14 protein-coding genes are annotated in these 14,356 nt (G+C 73.0%); 8 read left to right on the forward strand and 6 right to left on the reverse strand.

The window, feature by feature from the left end; genetic code table 11:
- Positions 1 to 14 precede the first annotated feature (14 nt).
- The 3 genes from JOF36_RS15050 to JOF36_RS15060 form a co-directional block, all read right to left on the reverse strand.
- Complete coding sequence (locus tag JOF36_RS15050) at positions 15 to 2,111, reverse strand: prolyl oligopeptidase family serine peptidase (RefSeq protein WP_210027467.1); 2,097 nt, start codon at positions 2,109 to 2,111, stop codon at positions 15 to 17.
- A gap of 94 nt (positions 2,112 to 2,205) precedes the next feature.
- Positions 2,206 to 2,688, reverse strand: a complete 483-nt coding sequence (gene rnhA, locus JOF36_RS15055) for a ribonuclease HI (RefSeq protein ID WP_210035665.1) — start codon at positions 2,686 to 2,688, stop codon at positions 2,206 to 2,208.
- A 28-nt stretch (positions 2,689 to 2,716) separates the two neighbouring features.
- A complete protein-coding gene (locus tag JOF36_RS15060) occupies positions 2,717 to 3,865 on the reverse strand; it encodes a hypothetical protein (RefSeq protein WP_210027468.1) in 1,149 nt (382 codons plus the stop codon).
- A 205-nt stretch (positions 3,866 to 4,070) separates the two neighbouring features.
- Between JOF36_RS15060 and JOF36_RS15065 the strand changes: the two genes are divergently transcribed.
- Entirely contained in the window at positions 4,071 to 4,358 is a 288-nt protein-coding gene (locus JOF36_RS15065) for a hypothetical protein (RefSeq protein ID WP_210027469.1), read from the forward strand.
- 33 nt (positions 4,359 to 4,391) lie between these two features.
- On the opposite strand, the gene JOF36_RS15070 is transcribed toward JOF36_RS15065, so the two are convergent.
- On the reverse strand, positions 4,392 to 5,171 hold the full coding sequence (locus JOF36_RS15070) for a sporulation protein (RefSeq protein ID WP_210027470.1): 780 nt from the start codon (positions 5,169 to 5,171) through the stop codon (positions 4,392 to 4,394).
- Between the two features lie 122 nt (positions 5,172 to 5,293).
- On the opposite strand from JOF36_RS15070, the gene JOF36_RS15075 reads away from it, so the two are divergent.
- Entirely contained in the window at positions 5,294 to 5,599 is a 306-nt protein-coding gene (locus tag JOF36_RS15075; protein ID WP_210027472.1) for a hypothetical protein, read from the forward strand.
- 133 nt (positions 5,600 to 5,732) lie between these two features.
- Here the strand turns inward: JOF36_RS15075 and JOF36_RS15080 are convergent, their stop codons facing one another.
- On the reverse strand, positions 5,733 to 6,407 hold the full coding sequence (locus JOF36_RS15080; protein WP_210027474.1) for an MBL fold metallo-hydrolase: 675 nt from the start codon (positions 6,405 to 6,407) through the stop codon (positions 5,733 to 5,735).
- A gap of 381 nt (positions 6,408 to 6,788) precedes the next feature.
- Here JOF36_RS15080 and uvrA point away from each other — a divergent pair, with 381 nt between their 5' ends.
- Positions 6,789 to 9,776 carry an excinuclease ABC subunit UvrA gene (gene uvrA / locus JOF36_RS15085; RefSeq protein ID WP_210035667.1) on the forward strand — a complete coding sequence of 996 codons (2,988 nt, stop codon included), beginning with the start codon at positions 6,789 to 6,791 and terminating at the stop codon, positions 9,774 to 9,776.
- A gap of 12 nt (positions 9,777 to 9,788) precedes the next feature.
- Here uvrA and JOF36_RS15090 read toward each other — a convergent pair whose 3' ends face one another.
- Positions 9,789 to 10,649 carry a glycosyltransferase gene (locus JOF36_RS15090; protein ID WP_210027476.1) on the reverse strand — a complete coding sequence of 287 codons (861 nt, stop codon included), beginning with the start codon at positions 10,647 to 10,649 and terminating at the stop codon, positions 9,789 to 9,791.
- A 265-nt stretch (positions 10,650 to 10,914) separates the two neighbouring features.
- Between JOF36_RS15090 and infC the strand changes: the two genes are divergently transcribed.
- From infC to pheS, 5 genes are all read left to right on the forward strand, one after another.
- Positions 10,915 to 11,595: a translation initiation factor IF-3 gene (infC, locus tag JOF36_RS15095; protein ID WP_372447382.1), complete on the forward strand. Its 681-nt coding sequence runs from the start codon at positions 10,915 to 10,917 to the stop codon at positions 11,593 to 11,595.
- Positions 11,596 to 11,693: 98 nt separating this feature from the next.
- Entirely contained in the window at positions 11,694 to 11,888 is a 195-nt protein-coding gene (rpmI, locus tag JOF36_RS15100) for a 50S ribosomal protein L35 (RefSeq protein ID WP_210027478.1), read from the forward strand.
- Positions 11,889 to 11,963: 75 nt separating this feature from the next.
- Complete coding sequence (rplT, locus tag JOF36_RS15105; protein WP_210027479.1) at positions 11,964 to 12,347, forward strand: 50S ribosomal protein L20; 384 nt, start codon at positions 11,964 to 11,966, stop codon at positions 12,345 to 12,347.
- 10 nt (positions 12,348 to 12,357) lie between these two features.
- Positions 12,358 to 13,224: a TrmH family RNA methyltransferase gene (locus JOF36_RS15110; RefSeq protein WP_210035671.1), complete on the forward strand. Its 867-nt coding sequence runs from the start codon at positions 12,358 to 12,360 to the stop codon at positions 13,222 to 13,224.
- A 46-nt stretch (positions 13,225 to 13,270) separates the two neighbouring features.
- Positions 13,271 to 14,326, forward strand: a complete 1,056-nt coding sequence (gene pheS / locus JOF36_RS15115; protein WP_210027480.1) for a phenylalanine--tRNA ligase subunit alpha — start codon at positions 13,271 to 13,273, stop codon at positions 14,324 to 14,326.
- Positions 14,327 to 14,356 lie beyond the last annotated feature (30 nt).

Raw genomic sequence — 14,356 nt, forward strand, 5'->3', positions numbered from 1 at the left:
AGATTTGGGAGATTTCAGACACCGAGGGCATCACGCAGGAACCCGACCTGGAGCAGGAGCAGGTTCTCCGCGACGACCTCCTGCGGCGTCATGTGCGTGACCCCGGACAGCGGCAGCACCCGGTGCGGGCGGCCTGCCGCGAGCAGCGCCGAGGACAGCCGCAGCGTGTGCGCGGCGACGACGTTGTCGTCGGCCAGGCCGTGCACGATCATCAGCGGCCGGTGCGGCGCATCCGCGGTCGGCGGTGTCGCGGCGTCGTCCACGATGGACGAGCGGGTGTACGGGGCGCCGCCGGGCAGGCCGAGGTAGCGCTCGGTGTAGTGGGTGTCGTAGAGCGACCAGTCGGTGACCGGGGCCCCCGCGACGGCGGCGTGGAAGACGTCCGGGCGACGCAGCACCGCGAGTGCGGCCAGGTAGCCGCCGAACGACCAGCCGCGGATGCCGACCCGGGTGAGATCCAGATCGGGGTGCTGTCCGGCGGCTGCGTGCAGCGCCGCGATCTGGTCCTCCAGCACCGGCCCGGCGAGGTCGCCGTGGATCGCCCGCTCGAACTCGGGCCCGCGCCCGGGGGAGCCCCGGCCGTCGGTCACGAGCACCGCGAAACCCTGGTCGGCGAACCAGCGACTGGTCAGGTGGGCGTTGCGGGACCGGACGACGCGTTGCGAGTGCGGGCCGCCGTAGGGATCCAGGAGCACCGGAACCTTCGTGCCGGGCACGTGCCCGGCCGGCAGGAACAGCGCCGTCCGCAGCTCCCGCTCGCCGAAGGTGTGCAGCGTGGGAGCGGGGGAGAAGCCGGGTTCCACCGCGTACCCGGCGATCGGGTGCGTCGCACCGGCGGCGGTGACCAGCACGGCGTGCGGCGCGGTGTCGAGATCCTGCGAGATCCGGACCAGGGTGCCGCCCGCCGCGACTCCCGTGTGCAGACCCTCCGCCGCGGACAGCAGGACGGGTTCCGAACCGGCGGCGACCGAGTAGAGCGCCACCGATGTCGGCTCGGCCGAGGCGCGGAACAGCACCGTCTCCCCGTCGATCCCGAGGACCGCGCGCACCTGCAGGTCCGGCCCGGTCAGCACGGCGTCCCCGGCGACCAGCCGCCGCGCGCCGCCGGAGTCCTCCACCCGCACGAGCACCCCGGACGCCGTCCGCGCCGGGACGCCCGGCACGTTCTCCACCCACACCGGGTCGGTCTGCGAGTGCAGGGTGCTCGTCGCCCCCGTCGCGGGATCGACGGCGAGCGTGCGCACCTCGCGCTGGTCGCGCGGCTGCACGGACAGCAGCGGGCCGTGCGCGTCCCATCCGGCCGTGGCGAGGTACTCGTGGACGGTGCCGTCCCAGGCCACGGGCGTGCGGTCGCCGTCGAGCGTGACGATCTCCAGGCCGACGACGGCGTTCGCGGTGCCCGCGGCCGGGTAGCGCACCTCGGTGGGGACCCGGGCCGGGTGCGCCGGGTCGGCGATGTGCCAGCGCTCGACCGGGGACTCGTCGACGCGCGCCACGAGCAGCGCGTCTCCCGCGGGGGACCACCAGAAGCCGCGGGTCCGGCCCATCTCCTCGGCCGCCGCGAAGTCCGCCAGGCCGTAGGACACGTTCGCGTCGTCGTCCCCGGCCAGCCGGTCCGTGGTGCCGGCGGCGAGGTCGTGCAGGTGCAGCGCGCGGTCCGCGACGAACGCGACTCGCGCCCCGGACGGGTCGATCCGCGGATCGACGACGGCCTCGATCGCGCCGACGTCCAGCGGGCGCACGGCAGGCTCACCGGTCAGCGCGACCGTGAACGGCCGCCCGGACAGCGCGAACACCGCCCGTTCCACCGCGGTGTCCACCGTGTACCCGACGACACCGCCCGCCTGTTCCCGCACCCGTTCCCGCCGGGCCCGTTCCGCGGCGGGCAGGTCCTCCTCGCCGGGCAGCCCGGGGACCGTCGCCGGGTCCACCAGCAGCCGTTCCGCACCGGTCGCCGCGTCGACCGACCACAGGCAGGTCACCGGGTCCGTCCCGGAGCGGCTGCGGAGGAACACCGCGCGGGAGCCGTCCGGGGCGAGGGTGAAGCCGCGGGGGACGCCGAGCGAGAAGCGGCGGGTACGGGCGTGCAGGCGGGGGAACGAGTCGGTCACGGGTGCGTCTCTCCGGGGGTCGGGGTCGCGCCGGACGGTATCCGAGACCACCGACAGCGTCCGGGACCGCCGTACGACGCCCGCCCCGCGCGGGTCACGCCTGCGAGCGCCGCCCGCGGGCCCGTGGTGGCGCGGCCACCCGGCCGCCGGCCTCCTCGCATCCCTTCGCAGCGAGCCGGTCGGCGCGCTCGTTCTCCGGATGGCCCGAGTGCCCGCGCACCCAGAACCACGACACGTCGTGGCGCCGGACCGCCTCGTCGAGCTCCCGCCAGAGATCGTCGTTCTTCACCGGCTCGCCGGCCGCGGTCCGCCAGCCACGCGTCTTCCAGCGCGGCACCCACTGGGTGATCCCGTTCCGGACGTAGGTGCTGTCGGTGTGCAGGTGGACGACGCTCGGCCGGGTCAGTGCCGTCAGCGCCCGGATCGGGGCGGTGAGCTCCATGCGGTTGTTCGTGGTCATCCCCGATTCGCCGCCGTGCAGCTCGCGCTCGTGCTCGCCGTACCGCAGCACCGCGCCCCAGCCACCCGGTCCCGGGTTCGGGACGCACGCGCCGTCGGTGAAGATCTCCACGACCACCGTCACGGTGGGCGACGCTAGCCGAGGGCTAGTACAGCCGGTACGACGACCGGGCCACCGTGAAACCGTGCCCGCTCCGGGCGTCCCGGCACTCGACGCCGGAGCGCCGGCTGACGCAGGTGACGTCCCCGCGGGTCAGGTGCGTGCGGTAGTCGAGCTCGGCCGCGTCCCCCTCGACGGGGGTGCCCGTGCAGCTCGCCCGGGCCCCGGCGGGACCGCCGACGACGAGCCCGGCGTCGGTGCAGTCCTCGGCGCCGGTGGGCGTCCACCGCTTGTTCTCCACGTCGCAGCGGGCCTCGCCGCCGTGGATCCGGCAGGCGATGTTGCCGGACGGGGAGGTGAACGCCGGGGCGACGCCGAACGCGGCCGGGTCGGCGGCGGTCGTTCCGGAGACCAGGTCGGGGGGCACCGCGACCGGAGCCGGGGCCGGAGCCGACTGCGGGTCGCCGCTCTCCTGCCCGGTCCCGGAGTAGGCGGCCACGAGCACGCCGACGGCCAGGGCCAGTGTCGCGCCCACGGTCACCGCCGCCGTCCGGTGCCCGACGGTGCCGCGCAGCGACGCCGAGAGCCCGGAGAGCCGGGCGGGTTCGAGGCTGTCGAGAGCCCGCCGCCACGCCGGTGCGGCCTGCGGTTCGTCCGGCTGCACCGTGGGAACCGGGGCACCGATGGTGGGCCGGACCGCGGGCCACGGCATGGGCGGGGTGGGCTGCCCGGTCGGGAACCCCGCCGCTCGTCCGTCCGGCCCGGCCGCGCCCGGGGTCCACGGCCCGGGCCCCGCCGGCGGGATCGCGCCGGGAAGTCCCGCAGGGGCGGGAACGGTGAGGGGTGCGCCGGAGCCGGGCCGACCCGGGTGGAGGGTCGGGGGGACGGTGCCCTGCCGGCTCTGCTGGGCGGGGATGCCCTGGGATCCGCCGGTCCCGGCCGCACCGCCGGCACCGAGCACGGCGGTACCGCCCGCTCCGGTGTCGGCGGCACCGGGCCCCGGCACGTCGAGCCCGGCCGGGTCATCGGGCAGAGGGGTTCCGTCCGGCTCAGCGGGGTCGGGCACGGCGTCCGGGGCGGGCGACGCGCGGGGGGACGGCACCACCGGCCCGTCCAGGACGGTCGCGGAGGGATGCCCGTTGCGTCGGTCCTCGGGGTGGGCGGTGTCATGGTCGTCAGCGTGGGGAGCGCTCATCGGTTCGCGACGTTAGGTGGGCGTCACGGGTGGCACAGCGGCCGTTCGGAGCAGTAACGACGGCCGGTCGCCTCGTAACGGTGACCGTCCGTGGTGGACGACGAGCGGCGTGTCCAGCCGACGGTGGTTCCTGCCGAGTACGCCCGCATGGCGCGGATCCTCCGCCGGTCGCCGAACGACCGGGTCGGCTGGCAGCCTCGGCGGGATGAGCCAGGCCCTCTACGAGATCACGGTGAACGCGCTGCTCGACCGGGACCGCCCGCTCGACCCGGCGGAGTGGGACGCCGCCGTCGCCCGGGTCGGTGGGAACCGGGCGCCGTTGCTGCTCGCCGAGCTCGACGACGCCGGTCTCCTCGGGCCGGAGCTGCTGGCCGTCGCCGTTCCCGCGGCCTGGAAACTGGCGGACCGGCCGCTCGACCGGTTGTCCGCCGTCCGCTGGCGCGAGCTGTACGCCGCCGCCGGTGCCGAGCCTCGAACGGAGCTCCGCACCTGAACCGGCGGCCGGATTGGGAGCTGAGGCAGCGGATCAGCCGAACAGGCCCCGTCGCCGTGCCAGCTCCTCCAGGTGCCGGCGCACCTCCGACGTCCAGTCGTGCTGCTCCAGGTGGTCGTACGCGACGGTCAGCCGGACGGTCCGGTCGCCGCCGGTGTCGAGGAACCCGCCGCGCCGGTCGCCCTCGATCAGGACGTCGATCGTGTGCGGCCCGGCCAGGAAGGTCACCTCGACCTCCTTCAACCCGCGGGCCACGTCGCGCGGCGGGGTGAACTCGACCTCCTGGTAGAAGCCGAGCTGTGCCCCCGGCAGCCGGCCCTTCTCGACGTCGGCCCGCCGGAAGTGGCAGCCGGCCCGCTCGAACGCGGCCAGCAGCTGCTGCTGCGCCGGGATCGGCTCGATCCGCACCGGGTCGAGATCGCCCCTGTCGAGCGAGCCCGCGATGTCCAGCTCGGTCCGCAGGCCCATCCGGACACCGGGCAGGTCATGCCCGTGCACCACGTTGAACGGCGCCTGCAGCGGCACCCCGAACCGGAACGGGACCGAGTGCCGTTCGCCGGGGTGCAGGACGAACGGGTCGGCGACCCGCTGCTCGGCGAACGACATCGTCGAGCGGTGCTCGTTGTCGTTCCGCTCGACCTCCACCTCGACCTCGAGACGGAGCGTCAGGTGGTTGATCTGCTGCTCGAACTCGCCACCGACGACCTCGACGACCCCGTCGAGGAACCCGCCCGGCTGCGCGACCGGGGTGTGCACCACCGTGTCGACCGTCGTGCCACCGCCGAACCGGGCCTTGAGCTTCCTGAACACCATCGCGATCCCCCTCGGTGCCGACCCCCGCTGCGGGCAGAACGTAGCGCGTCGGCACCTCCCGGCCCCACGCTCCGCCGGGGCACGGCTGCACGGTTCCGAGGCGTCGCAGTAGCCTCGCCACGATGGCGCCCCGCACCCGAACACCGTCCGCGACCGACTGGGTCCGGCCATGGCTGCAGCTCACCGAGATCGCGGTCACCGCGCCGTGGGTGATCGGGTACCGGACCGTCGCCCTGCTGTCGGGTGGCGTACCGCCCGGTGCGGCCGCGCGCCGGGAGTACACGCGGATGTGGACCGAGAAGATCGAGGCGTTCACCCGGGCCGGGGTCGTCGCGGCGACCACCGTGCCCGGGCCGGCCGCCGCCGGGCGGGCACTGACCCCGGTGCGCGACCGGGTGCGGCGGAACGCGCGCAGGCTCGCCCGCTGAACCGGCTCTCACCCGGCCGCTCGGACCGGGAACACAGTTCTGCCCGGGCATCGCACTCCGCGCCCGGGCCCCGTACCGGGTCCAGCCGGTGCGAGGTCCGCTCGCGGGTGCGGTGTGCCCGGGGCAGCAGCTACTACCAGCCGCGCGACTTCCACTCCGGTAGCCCCGGCCGCTCGTTGCCGAGCGTCGAGTCGTCGCCGTGGCCCGGGTAGAACCAGGTGTCGTCGGGGAGCGTGCCGAACACCCGCCCCTCGAGATCGCCGATCAGCTGCGCGTTGTCCTCCGCCGACCAGGTCTTCCCCGGGCCGCCGGGGAAGAGGCTGTCCCCGGTGAACAGGTGGGGCCGGTCCTCGCCCCGGTAGAGCAGCGCGATCGAGCCCGGCGTGTGCCCGCGCAGGTGGATGACCTCCAGCGTGATGCCGCCGAAGACAATGGTGTCCCCGTCGTCGACGAGCTCGTCCATCGGCGCCGGCAGCTCCGGCGCGTCCTGCGGGTGCGCGATCAGCCGGGGCTCGAACATGCCGGCGACCGCACCCAGCGCCTGCCAGTGGTCGGGGTGGCGGTGGGTGGTGACCAGGTGTCGCAGGTCCGGGCGCTCGTTGGTCGCGCCGATGAGGTCGGCGATCCGGGTGGGCTCGGCGGCCGCGTCGATGAGCAGCGCCTCGCTCGTCTCCTTGCACACGAGCAGGTAGGCGTTGTTGTCCATCTCGCCGACCGAGACCTTGCTGATGCTCAGCTTCTCGAGGTCGCGGCGGATGGCCGCGCCACCCGGGTCGGTGTGACCGGTGTAGTTCTCCAGGACGTCCACGGCGCGAGGGTAGCGGCCGGGGACGACATCGGCGGTGGGGGAATCCACCGGCCGCACGGGTGGGGTCGCTCACGGATCGAACATGCGTACGATTACCCTGGAGGCGTACCGACCGGCGCGTGCCGGGGTGCGTCCACCGCGGAGGACCTGGGAAGACGCCTGCTCGACGGGTTCTTGTCGGTGGTGCGACCTAGCATCGGTGGCGGACGTGGAGACGGCCCGTTGCCGGTCGTCGGCCGGAAGCCACGGCCCGGTCGCGGGAATGTCCCGACCCCCCGCGGGCGTCATTACCGGGTCCCGTCCCGAGACCCCGCTGTTCCAGGAGGCGCGAACGTGAGCGACCAGAGCACCGACCGTCGTGACGCCGGCACGTCCCCGGGCGTGTCGCCCGTCCCGAGCGGTCCGAAGCTGGTCGTGCGCGGCGCGCGCGAGCACAACCTGCAGGGCGTCGACATCGACCTGCCCCGCGACAGCATGATCGTGTTCACCGGGCTCTCGGGCTCCGGCAAGTCCAGCCTCGCGTTCGACACGATCTTCGCCGAGGGCCAGCGGCGGTACGTCGAGTCGCTGTCGGCCTACGCCCGGCAGTTCCTCGGCCAGATGGACAAGCCCGACGTCGACTTCATCGAGGGCCTGTCCCCGGCGGTCTCGATCGACCAGAAGTCGACCAACCGCAACCCGCGCTCGACGGTCGGCACGATCACCGAGATCCACGACTACCTGCGGCTGCTCTACGCCAGGGCCGGTGTCCCGCACTGCCCGCAGTGCGGCCACCGGATCGAGAAGCAGACCCCGCAGCAGATCGTCGACCAGGTCCTCGGGATGGAGCAGGGCAGCCGCTTCCAGGTGCTGGCCCCGGTCGTGCGGACCCGTAAGGGCGAGTTCGTCGACCTGTTCTCCACCCTGCAGTCCCAGGGCTACTCCCGGGTCCTGGTCGACGGCACGGTGCACCAGCTCAGCGACCCGCCCAAGCTGAAGAAGCAGGAGAAGCACGACATCTCCGTCGTCGTCGACCGGCTCTCGGTGAAGGCGACCGCCAAGCAGCGGCTCACCGACTCGGTGGAGACCGCGCTGCGGCTGGCCGACGGGCTCGTCGTCCTCGACTTCGTGGACCTCCCGGACGACGACCCGGGCCGCGAGTGCCGGTTCTCCGAGAGGATGGCCTGCCCGAACGGGCACGCCCTGGCCGTCGACGACCTCGAACCGCGCACCTTCTCCTTCAACTCGCCCTACGGTGCCTGCCCGGCCTGCACCGGTCTCGGGATCAAGAAGGAGGTCGACCCGGAGCTCGTCGTCCCCGATCCGGACCTGTCCCTGGCCGACGGCGCGATCGCGCCCTGGTCGAGCGGGCACAACGCCGAGTACTTCGGGCGCCTGCTCTCCGGGTTGTCGCAGGCCGTCGGCTTCCGGATGGACACCCCGTGGCGCAAGCTGCCGGCGGCCGCCCAGAAGGCGGTGCTGAACGGCAGCGACGACCAGGTGCACGTCCGTTACCGCAACCGGTACGGCCGGGAGCGCTCGTACTACGCCAGCTTCGAGGGCGTCATGCCGTTCCTGGAGCGGCGCCTGGAGCAGACCGAGTCGGAGTCGCAGCGCGAGCGCTACGAGGGCTACATGCGGGACATCCCGTGTCCTGCCTGCGGGGGAGCGCGGCTGCGGCCCGAGGTCCTGTCGGTGACACTGCCCCACGAGACGCTGGGGCAGCGGTCGATCGCCCAGGTCTCGAACATGTCGGTCGCCGAGTGCTCCGAGTTCCTCACCGGCATGGTGCTCGACGACCGCCAGGCCATGATCGCCGGCGCGGTGCTGAAGGAGGTCCAGGCCCGGCTCGGCTTCCTGCTCGACGTCGGATTGGACTACCTCTCGCTCGACCGCGCGGCGGGCACGCTGTCCGGTGGCGAGGCACAGCGGATCCGGCTGGCGACGCAGATCGGGTCCGGCCTGGTGGGCGTCCTGTACGTGCTCGACGAGCCGTCGATCGGGCTGCACCAGCGGGACAACCGGCGTCTCATCGACACCCTGACCAGGCTCAAGGAGCTCGGGAACACGCTCATCGTCGTGGAGCACGACGAGGACACCATCCGTGCCTCGGACTGGGCGGTCGACATCGGCCCCGGTGCCGGCGAGCACGGCGGGCACATCGTCCACTCGGGCACGGTCGCCGGTCTGGAGTCGCACGACACGTCGTTGACCGGCGCCTACCTGTCCGGGCGCAGGTCGATCCCGCTGCCGGAGCGCCGCGAGCTCGACCCGGCACGGAAGCTGACCGTCGTCGGGGCGCGGGAGCACAACCTGCGCGGGATCGACGTCGACGTCCCGCTCGGCGGGCTGGTGTCGGTCACCGGGGTGTCCGGTTCCGGCAAGTCCACGCTGATCAACGACATCCTGGCCACCGTGCTGGCGAACAAGCTCAACGGCGCCCGCCAGGTCCCGGGCCGGCACACCCGGATCAACGGCGTGGAGCAGCTCGACAAGCTCGTCCGGGTCGACCAGTCGCCGATCGGGCGGACCCCGCGCTCCAACCCCGCCACCTACACCGGGGTGTGGGACAAGATCCGGAAGCTGTTCGCCGCGACCACCGAGGCGAAGGTCCGCGGTTACGCCGAGGGCCGGTTCTCGTTCAACGTCAAGGGCGGCCGCTGCGAGGCGTGCACCGGAGACGGCACGATCAAGATCGAGATGAACTTCCTGCCGGACGTCTACGTCCCCTGCGAGGTCTGCAAGGGGGCCCGCTACAACCGGGAGACCCTGGAGGTCCACTACAAGGGCAAGACGGTCTCCGACGTCCTGGACATGCCGATCGAGGAGGCCGCGGGGTTCTTCGAGCCGATCACCTCGATCAGCCGCTACCTGAGGACCCTGGTCGACGTCGGGCTCGGCTACGTCCGGCTCGGGCAGCCGGCACCGACGCTGTCCGGCGGTGAGGCGCAGCGGGTGAAGCTGGCGTCCGAGCTGCAGAAGCGCAGCAACGGCCGGACCGTCTACATCCTCGACGAGCCGACGACCGGGCTGCACTTCGAGGACATCCGCAAGCTGCTCGCGGTGATCCAGGGGCTGGTCGACAAGGGCAACACGGTGATCGTCATCGAGCACAACCTCGACGTCATCAAGACCTCGGACTGGGTGATCGACATGGGACCGGAGGGAGGCGGCGGTGGCGGCACCGTCGTCGCGCAGGGCACTCCGGAACAGATCGCCGCGAACCCGGAGAGCCACACCGGTCGCTTCCTGCGCGATCTGGTGACCCCGGACGAGACGCCGCCGGCCCCGCGCCGGCGGTCCGGTGCCGCGGCGAAGAACGGTTCGGCGACCAGCGGTGCCGCGACCGGCACCACCCGTCGCCGGGCGAAGGCGGCGTCCGCAGGCTGATCGGACGGCCGGTCAGCGGCGCCCCGCCGTGGCCGGCTTCCGGAGCCCGCCGAGAACGAACAGCCCGTAGCGCCGGGCCAGGGCGGTGTAGCTCCCCACGACGCCGATCGCGCGGTCCCGACGGCGGATGACCTGCTCGGCCTCCCGGGCCAGCCGCCGGGTGAACTCCCGCTGGACGGCGAACTCCGCCCGGGTCGCCGCGGCCGACGCCGACCGGGCGTGGACCCGGAAGGAGGCTGCCGTGCCGGGCGCACCGTGCAGGCCGCCGTGGCGCAGCAGCCGCACCCAGAGGTCCAGGTCCATCGTGAACAGCAGGGTGCCGTCGACGCCGCCGATCGCCTCGTACTGCGCCCGACGGAACGTCACGGCCGCGGACGGGCCGATCGGGTTGCCGCCGTGCCGCACGACCGCCCGCAGCACGTCCGCGGCCGGGCGCGAGCCGAGCAGGGCCCGGGGCAGGTGCCGGTTCGCGAACAGCGTGCGCCCCGCACCGTCGATCATGTCGGTCCGGCCGACGGCCATCGCCAGCGACGGGTCCGCGACGAGCGTCGCGACCTGCTGGGCGAGCGTGCCGGGCGCGACGAGGTCGTCCGCGCACACGATCTTCACCAGATCCGCCCGCGCGAGGTCCACGGTCCTGGCCCAGTTCTCGGCCATCGGCACGGTCGTCTCCACCCGGACCAGCCGGATCCGCGGGTCGCCGAGTGCGCGGACGACGTCGGACGAGCCGTCGGTGCTGCCGTTGTCCCGGACCACGACCTCGAGATCGGCGTCCTGGTCGAGCACGCTGCGCAGTGTCGACTCCAGGTGTGCCGCGCCCTGGTAGACAGGGACGCACACCGAGACGGCGGGACTGCTGGGGTCGGTCGGCACCGCGGAGGTCCTCTCGGAATCGGCTGTCGGCCTCATACTCCTCATCGGACGTCGTACGCGGAACCATGACGCCGTGCAACCGGCCGGTCGGAACGTCCAGCGGTAGCCGTGGTGCGATCGGTCGCCCCCCGGGCCCGCCCGGTCACGTCCGGAGCGGGCTGCTATGCTCGGGAATGCGACCACCCGGGCTCGCGTTGACACGTGTGTTCGGGCGTCAAGTGGAGCCCCGCTCCCACCCGTGCCGTGATCGTAGCGGTCCGGGTCCATGGTCCGGCCTCGTGGCGTTCGTTCGCCACCGGTCGATCAACGGGTCTTCGCTTGTCGTCGCCGGCAGCAGGTAGTTAGCGACACAGCGAGTCACTCAGGAGACCCCATCAGCACAGAGCCCCGCATCAACGACCGCATCCGCGTGCCCGAGGTCCGCCTCGTCGGCCCGAACGGGGAGCAGGTCGGGATCGTGCGTATCGAGGACGCCCTCCGGCTGGCGCAGGACGCCGACCTCGACCTGGTCGAGGTTGCCGGTCAGGCTCGTCCGCCGGTCTGCAAGCTCATGGACTACGGCAAGTTCAAGTACGAGAGCGCGCAGAAGGCCCGGGAGTCCCGGCGCAACCAGCAGCTCACGGTGATCAAGGAGCAGAAGCTCCGGCCGAAGATCGACAAGCACGACTACGAGACGAAGCGCGGCCACGTCCGTCGCTTCCTCGAGGGCGGCAACAAGGTCAAGGTCACGATCATGTTCCGTGGTCGCGAGCAGTCGCGCCCCGAGCTGGGCTACCGGCTCCTCCAGCGTCTGGCCGAGGACATCGGGGACATCGCCGTGGTCGAGGCCGCCCCCAAGCAGGACGGCCGCAACATGACGATGGTCCTGGCACCGACCAAGAAGCCGGTGCCACGTAAGTCCGCGGCCGCCGCCACCTCCGACGCCCCGGCCGACGCCGAGGCGTGACGGTCGTTCTCCGCCCGCCGGCTCCGGTGGGCGGGGGCGGACGCAGTACCTGAAAACGACCCCCGGCCCGCCGGGGGGCGACACCGAACGGATACGTCATGCCGAAGAACAAGACGCACAAGGGGACCGCGAAGCGGATCCGGACCACCGGCAGCGGCAAGCTGATGCGTCAGCAGGCAGGCCTGCGGCACCGGCTGGAGGTCAAGTCGAGCAAGGAGAAGCGCGACCTGGCGGGCGTGGTCGACGTGGCCAAGCCGGACGTCAAGCGCATCAAGAAGCTGCTCGGTCGCTGACCTTCCGCCCCTAACGAACTTCCGGCGTCCCCCCGCCCCCGTCGAGGGGCGCCGAACCATCTCAGGAGACGAACCATGGCACGCGTGAAGCGCGCGGTGAACGCCCAGAAGAAGCGGCGTACCACGCTCGAGTCGGCAGCCGGTTACCGCGGGCAGCGTTCCCGCCTGTACCGCAAGGCCAAGGAGCAGATGCTCCACTCGATGACCTACGCCTACCGGGACCGTCGCCAGCGCAAGGGCGACTTCCGGCAGCTGTGGATCACCCGGATCAACGCCGCGGCCCGCGCCAACGACCTGACCTACAACCGGTTCATCCAGGGCCTGAAGGCCGCCGGTGTGGAGGTCGACCGCAAGAACCTGGCCGAGATCGCCGTCAGCGACCCGGCCGCGTTCGCCGCGCTGGTCAAGGTCGCCAAGGAGAACCTGCCGACCGGTTCCGAGCAGGGCTCCGCGGCCTGAAGTGACCGGTATCGGGTCGCGCAGCGCCGATGGGCGCTCCGCGAACTCCACGCCCGGCACCGAACGCACCCCGCGCGTCGCAGCCGCCCGCAAGCTGCTGCGCCGCGCCGGGCGCGATCGGGCCGGGCGTTTCCTCGTCGAGGGGGCCCAGGCCGTCCGCGAGGCACTGACCCACGCCCGTGTGCACGAGGTGTTCGTGACCGACGCGGCGACCGCCCGGCACCCGGACATCGTCGACGCCGCCCGTGAGCACGGCGCACGGGTCCTCCCCGTCACGGAGAAGGCGGCCGCCGGTCTGTCCGAGACGGTCACGCCGCAGGGACTGGTGGCGGTCTGCGACCTGCTGGACGTGCCGCTCACGACGGCGCTGGACCGGACGGCCGATTTCGTCACCGTCTGTGCCGGCATCTCCGACCCCGGCAACGTCGGCACCGTCATCCGGGTCGCCGACGCGGCCGGCTGTGGCGCGGTCCTGCTCGCCGGTGACACGGTCGACCCGCACAACGGCAAGGCCGTGCGCGCCTCCACGGGCAGCGTCTTCCACCTCCCGCTGGCCCGCGACCGGGACGCACCCGCTGTGGTCGAGGCCTGCCGGTCCGCGGGACTGACCACGCTGGTCGCCGACGGTCGTGGTGAGCTCGACCTGCACGACCCGGCGGCCACCCCGATCCTCGCCGGACCGGTCGCCTGGATCCTCGGCAGCGAGGCGCACGGCCCCGGCCCGGAGGTGTTCGCCGCCGCGGACCACCGCGTGCGGGTCCCGATCCACGGCCGCGCCGAGTCGCTCAACCTGGCCACCGCCGCCGCCATCTGCTTGTACGCGACGGTGGGGGCCCGCGCCGGCGTGGCCCCGCAGCTGTCGTCCGGCCGGGGATGACCTGCTCCGAAACCGGTTCGGGGCGCCCCTCTACGATCGGGGCACCATGAGTGAGAACGACGCGGGCAGCCCGCTGGACCCGGACGCGCTGAAGGCCGCGGTGGAGACCGCGCGCTCGGCGTTCGACGACGCCGCAGACCTCGACGCGCTCGCCGCCGTCAAGCCGGTGCACCTCGGTGACAAGGCACCCGTCCCGATGGCTCGCCGCTCGCTCGGGCAGCTGCCCGGGCCGGAGCGTGCGGACGCCGGCAAGCGGGTCAACGCAGCCCGCCAGGAGGTGCAGGCCGCGTTCGACGAGCGCCGCGCCGTCCTGGTCGCCGAACGCGACGCCCGGGTGCTGCGCGACGAGACCGTCGACGTCACGCTGCCCTGGGACCGCCGCCCGCGCGGCGCCCGGCACCCGATCACACAGCTGTCCGAGCGGATCGCCGACATCTTCGTCGCGATGGGCTGGGAGGTCGCCGAGGGCCCCGAGGTCGAGGCGTCGTGGTTGAACTTCGACGCGCTCAACTTCGGCAAGGACCACCCGGCGCGCACCATGCAGGACACCTTCTACCTGGGGGACGCCGACCAGGGGCAGGACTCCGGGACGGTGCTTCGCACGCACACCTCGCCGGTGCAGATCCGCTCGCTGCTCGAGCGTGAGCTCCCGGTGTACGTGGCCTGCCCGGGCCGCACCTTCCGCACCGACGAGCTCGACACCACGCACACCCCGGTGTTCCACCAGGTCGAGGGCCTCGCCGTCGACAAGGGCCTCACCATGGCGCACCTCAAGGGCACGCTGGACGCGTTCGCCCGCGCGATGTTCGGCCCCGAGGCCGGCACCCGGATGCGCCCGTCCTACTTCCCGTTCACCGAGCCGTCCGCCGAGGTGGACCTGTGGTTCCCGCAGAAGAAGGGCGGGCCCGGCTGGGTCGAGTGGGGCGGCTGCGGCATGGTCGACCCGAACGTCCTGCGGGCGACCGGCGTCGATCCCGACGAGTACTCGGGGTTCGCGTTCGGCATGGGCATCGAGCGGACGCTGATGTTCCGCAACGGCATCCCCGACATGCGCGACATGGTCGAGGGCGACGTCCGCTTCTCCACCGCCTTCGGCGTCTGAGCCACTACCGCTACCACCTGAGGAGTACCG

It is taken from the genome of Pseudonocardia parietis, assembly GCF_017876315.1.
Classification (GTDB): Bacteria; Actinomycetota; Actinomycetes; order Mycobacteriales; family Pseudonocardiaceae; genus Pseudonocardia; species Pseudonocardia parietis.

Coding starts and splice junctions, on each gene's coding strand:
- JOF36_RS15060 (WP_210027468.1), bottom strand. CDS start 3,865: ATGAGCGCTCCCCACGCTGACGACCATGACACCGCCCACCCCGAGGAC.
- JOF36_RS15065 (WP_210027469.1), top strand. CDS start 4,071: ATGAGCCAGGCCCTCTACGAGATCACGGTGAACGCGCTGCTCGACCGG.
- JOF36_RS15070 (WP_210027470.1), bottom strand. CDS start 5,171: ATGGTGTTCAGGAAGCTCAAGGCCCGGTTCGGCGGTGGCACGACGGTC.
- JOF36_RS15075 (WP_210027472.1), top strand. CDS start 5,294: ATGGCGCCCCGCACCCGAACACCGTCCGCGACCGACTGGGTCCGGCCA.
- infC (WP_372447382.1), top strand. CDS start 10,915: ATGGTCCGGCCTCGTGGCGTTCGTTCGCCACCGGTCGATCAACGGGTC.
- rpmI (WP_210027478.1), top strand. CDS start 11,694: ATGCCGAAGAACAAGACGCACAAGGGGACCGCGAAGCGGATCCGGACC.
- rplT (WP_210027479.1), top strand. CDS start 11,964: ATGGCACGCGTGAAGCGCGCGGTGAACGCCCAGAAGAAGCGGCGTACC.
- pheS (WP_210027480.1), top strand. CDS start 13,271: ATGAGTGAGAACGACGCGGGCAGCCCGCTGGACCCGGACGCGCTGAAG.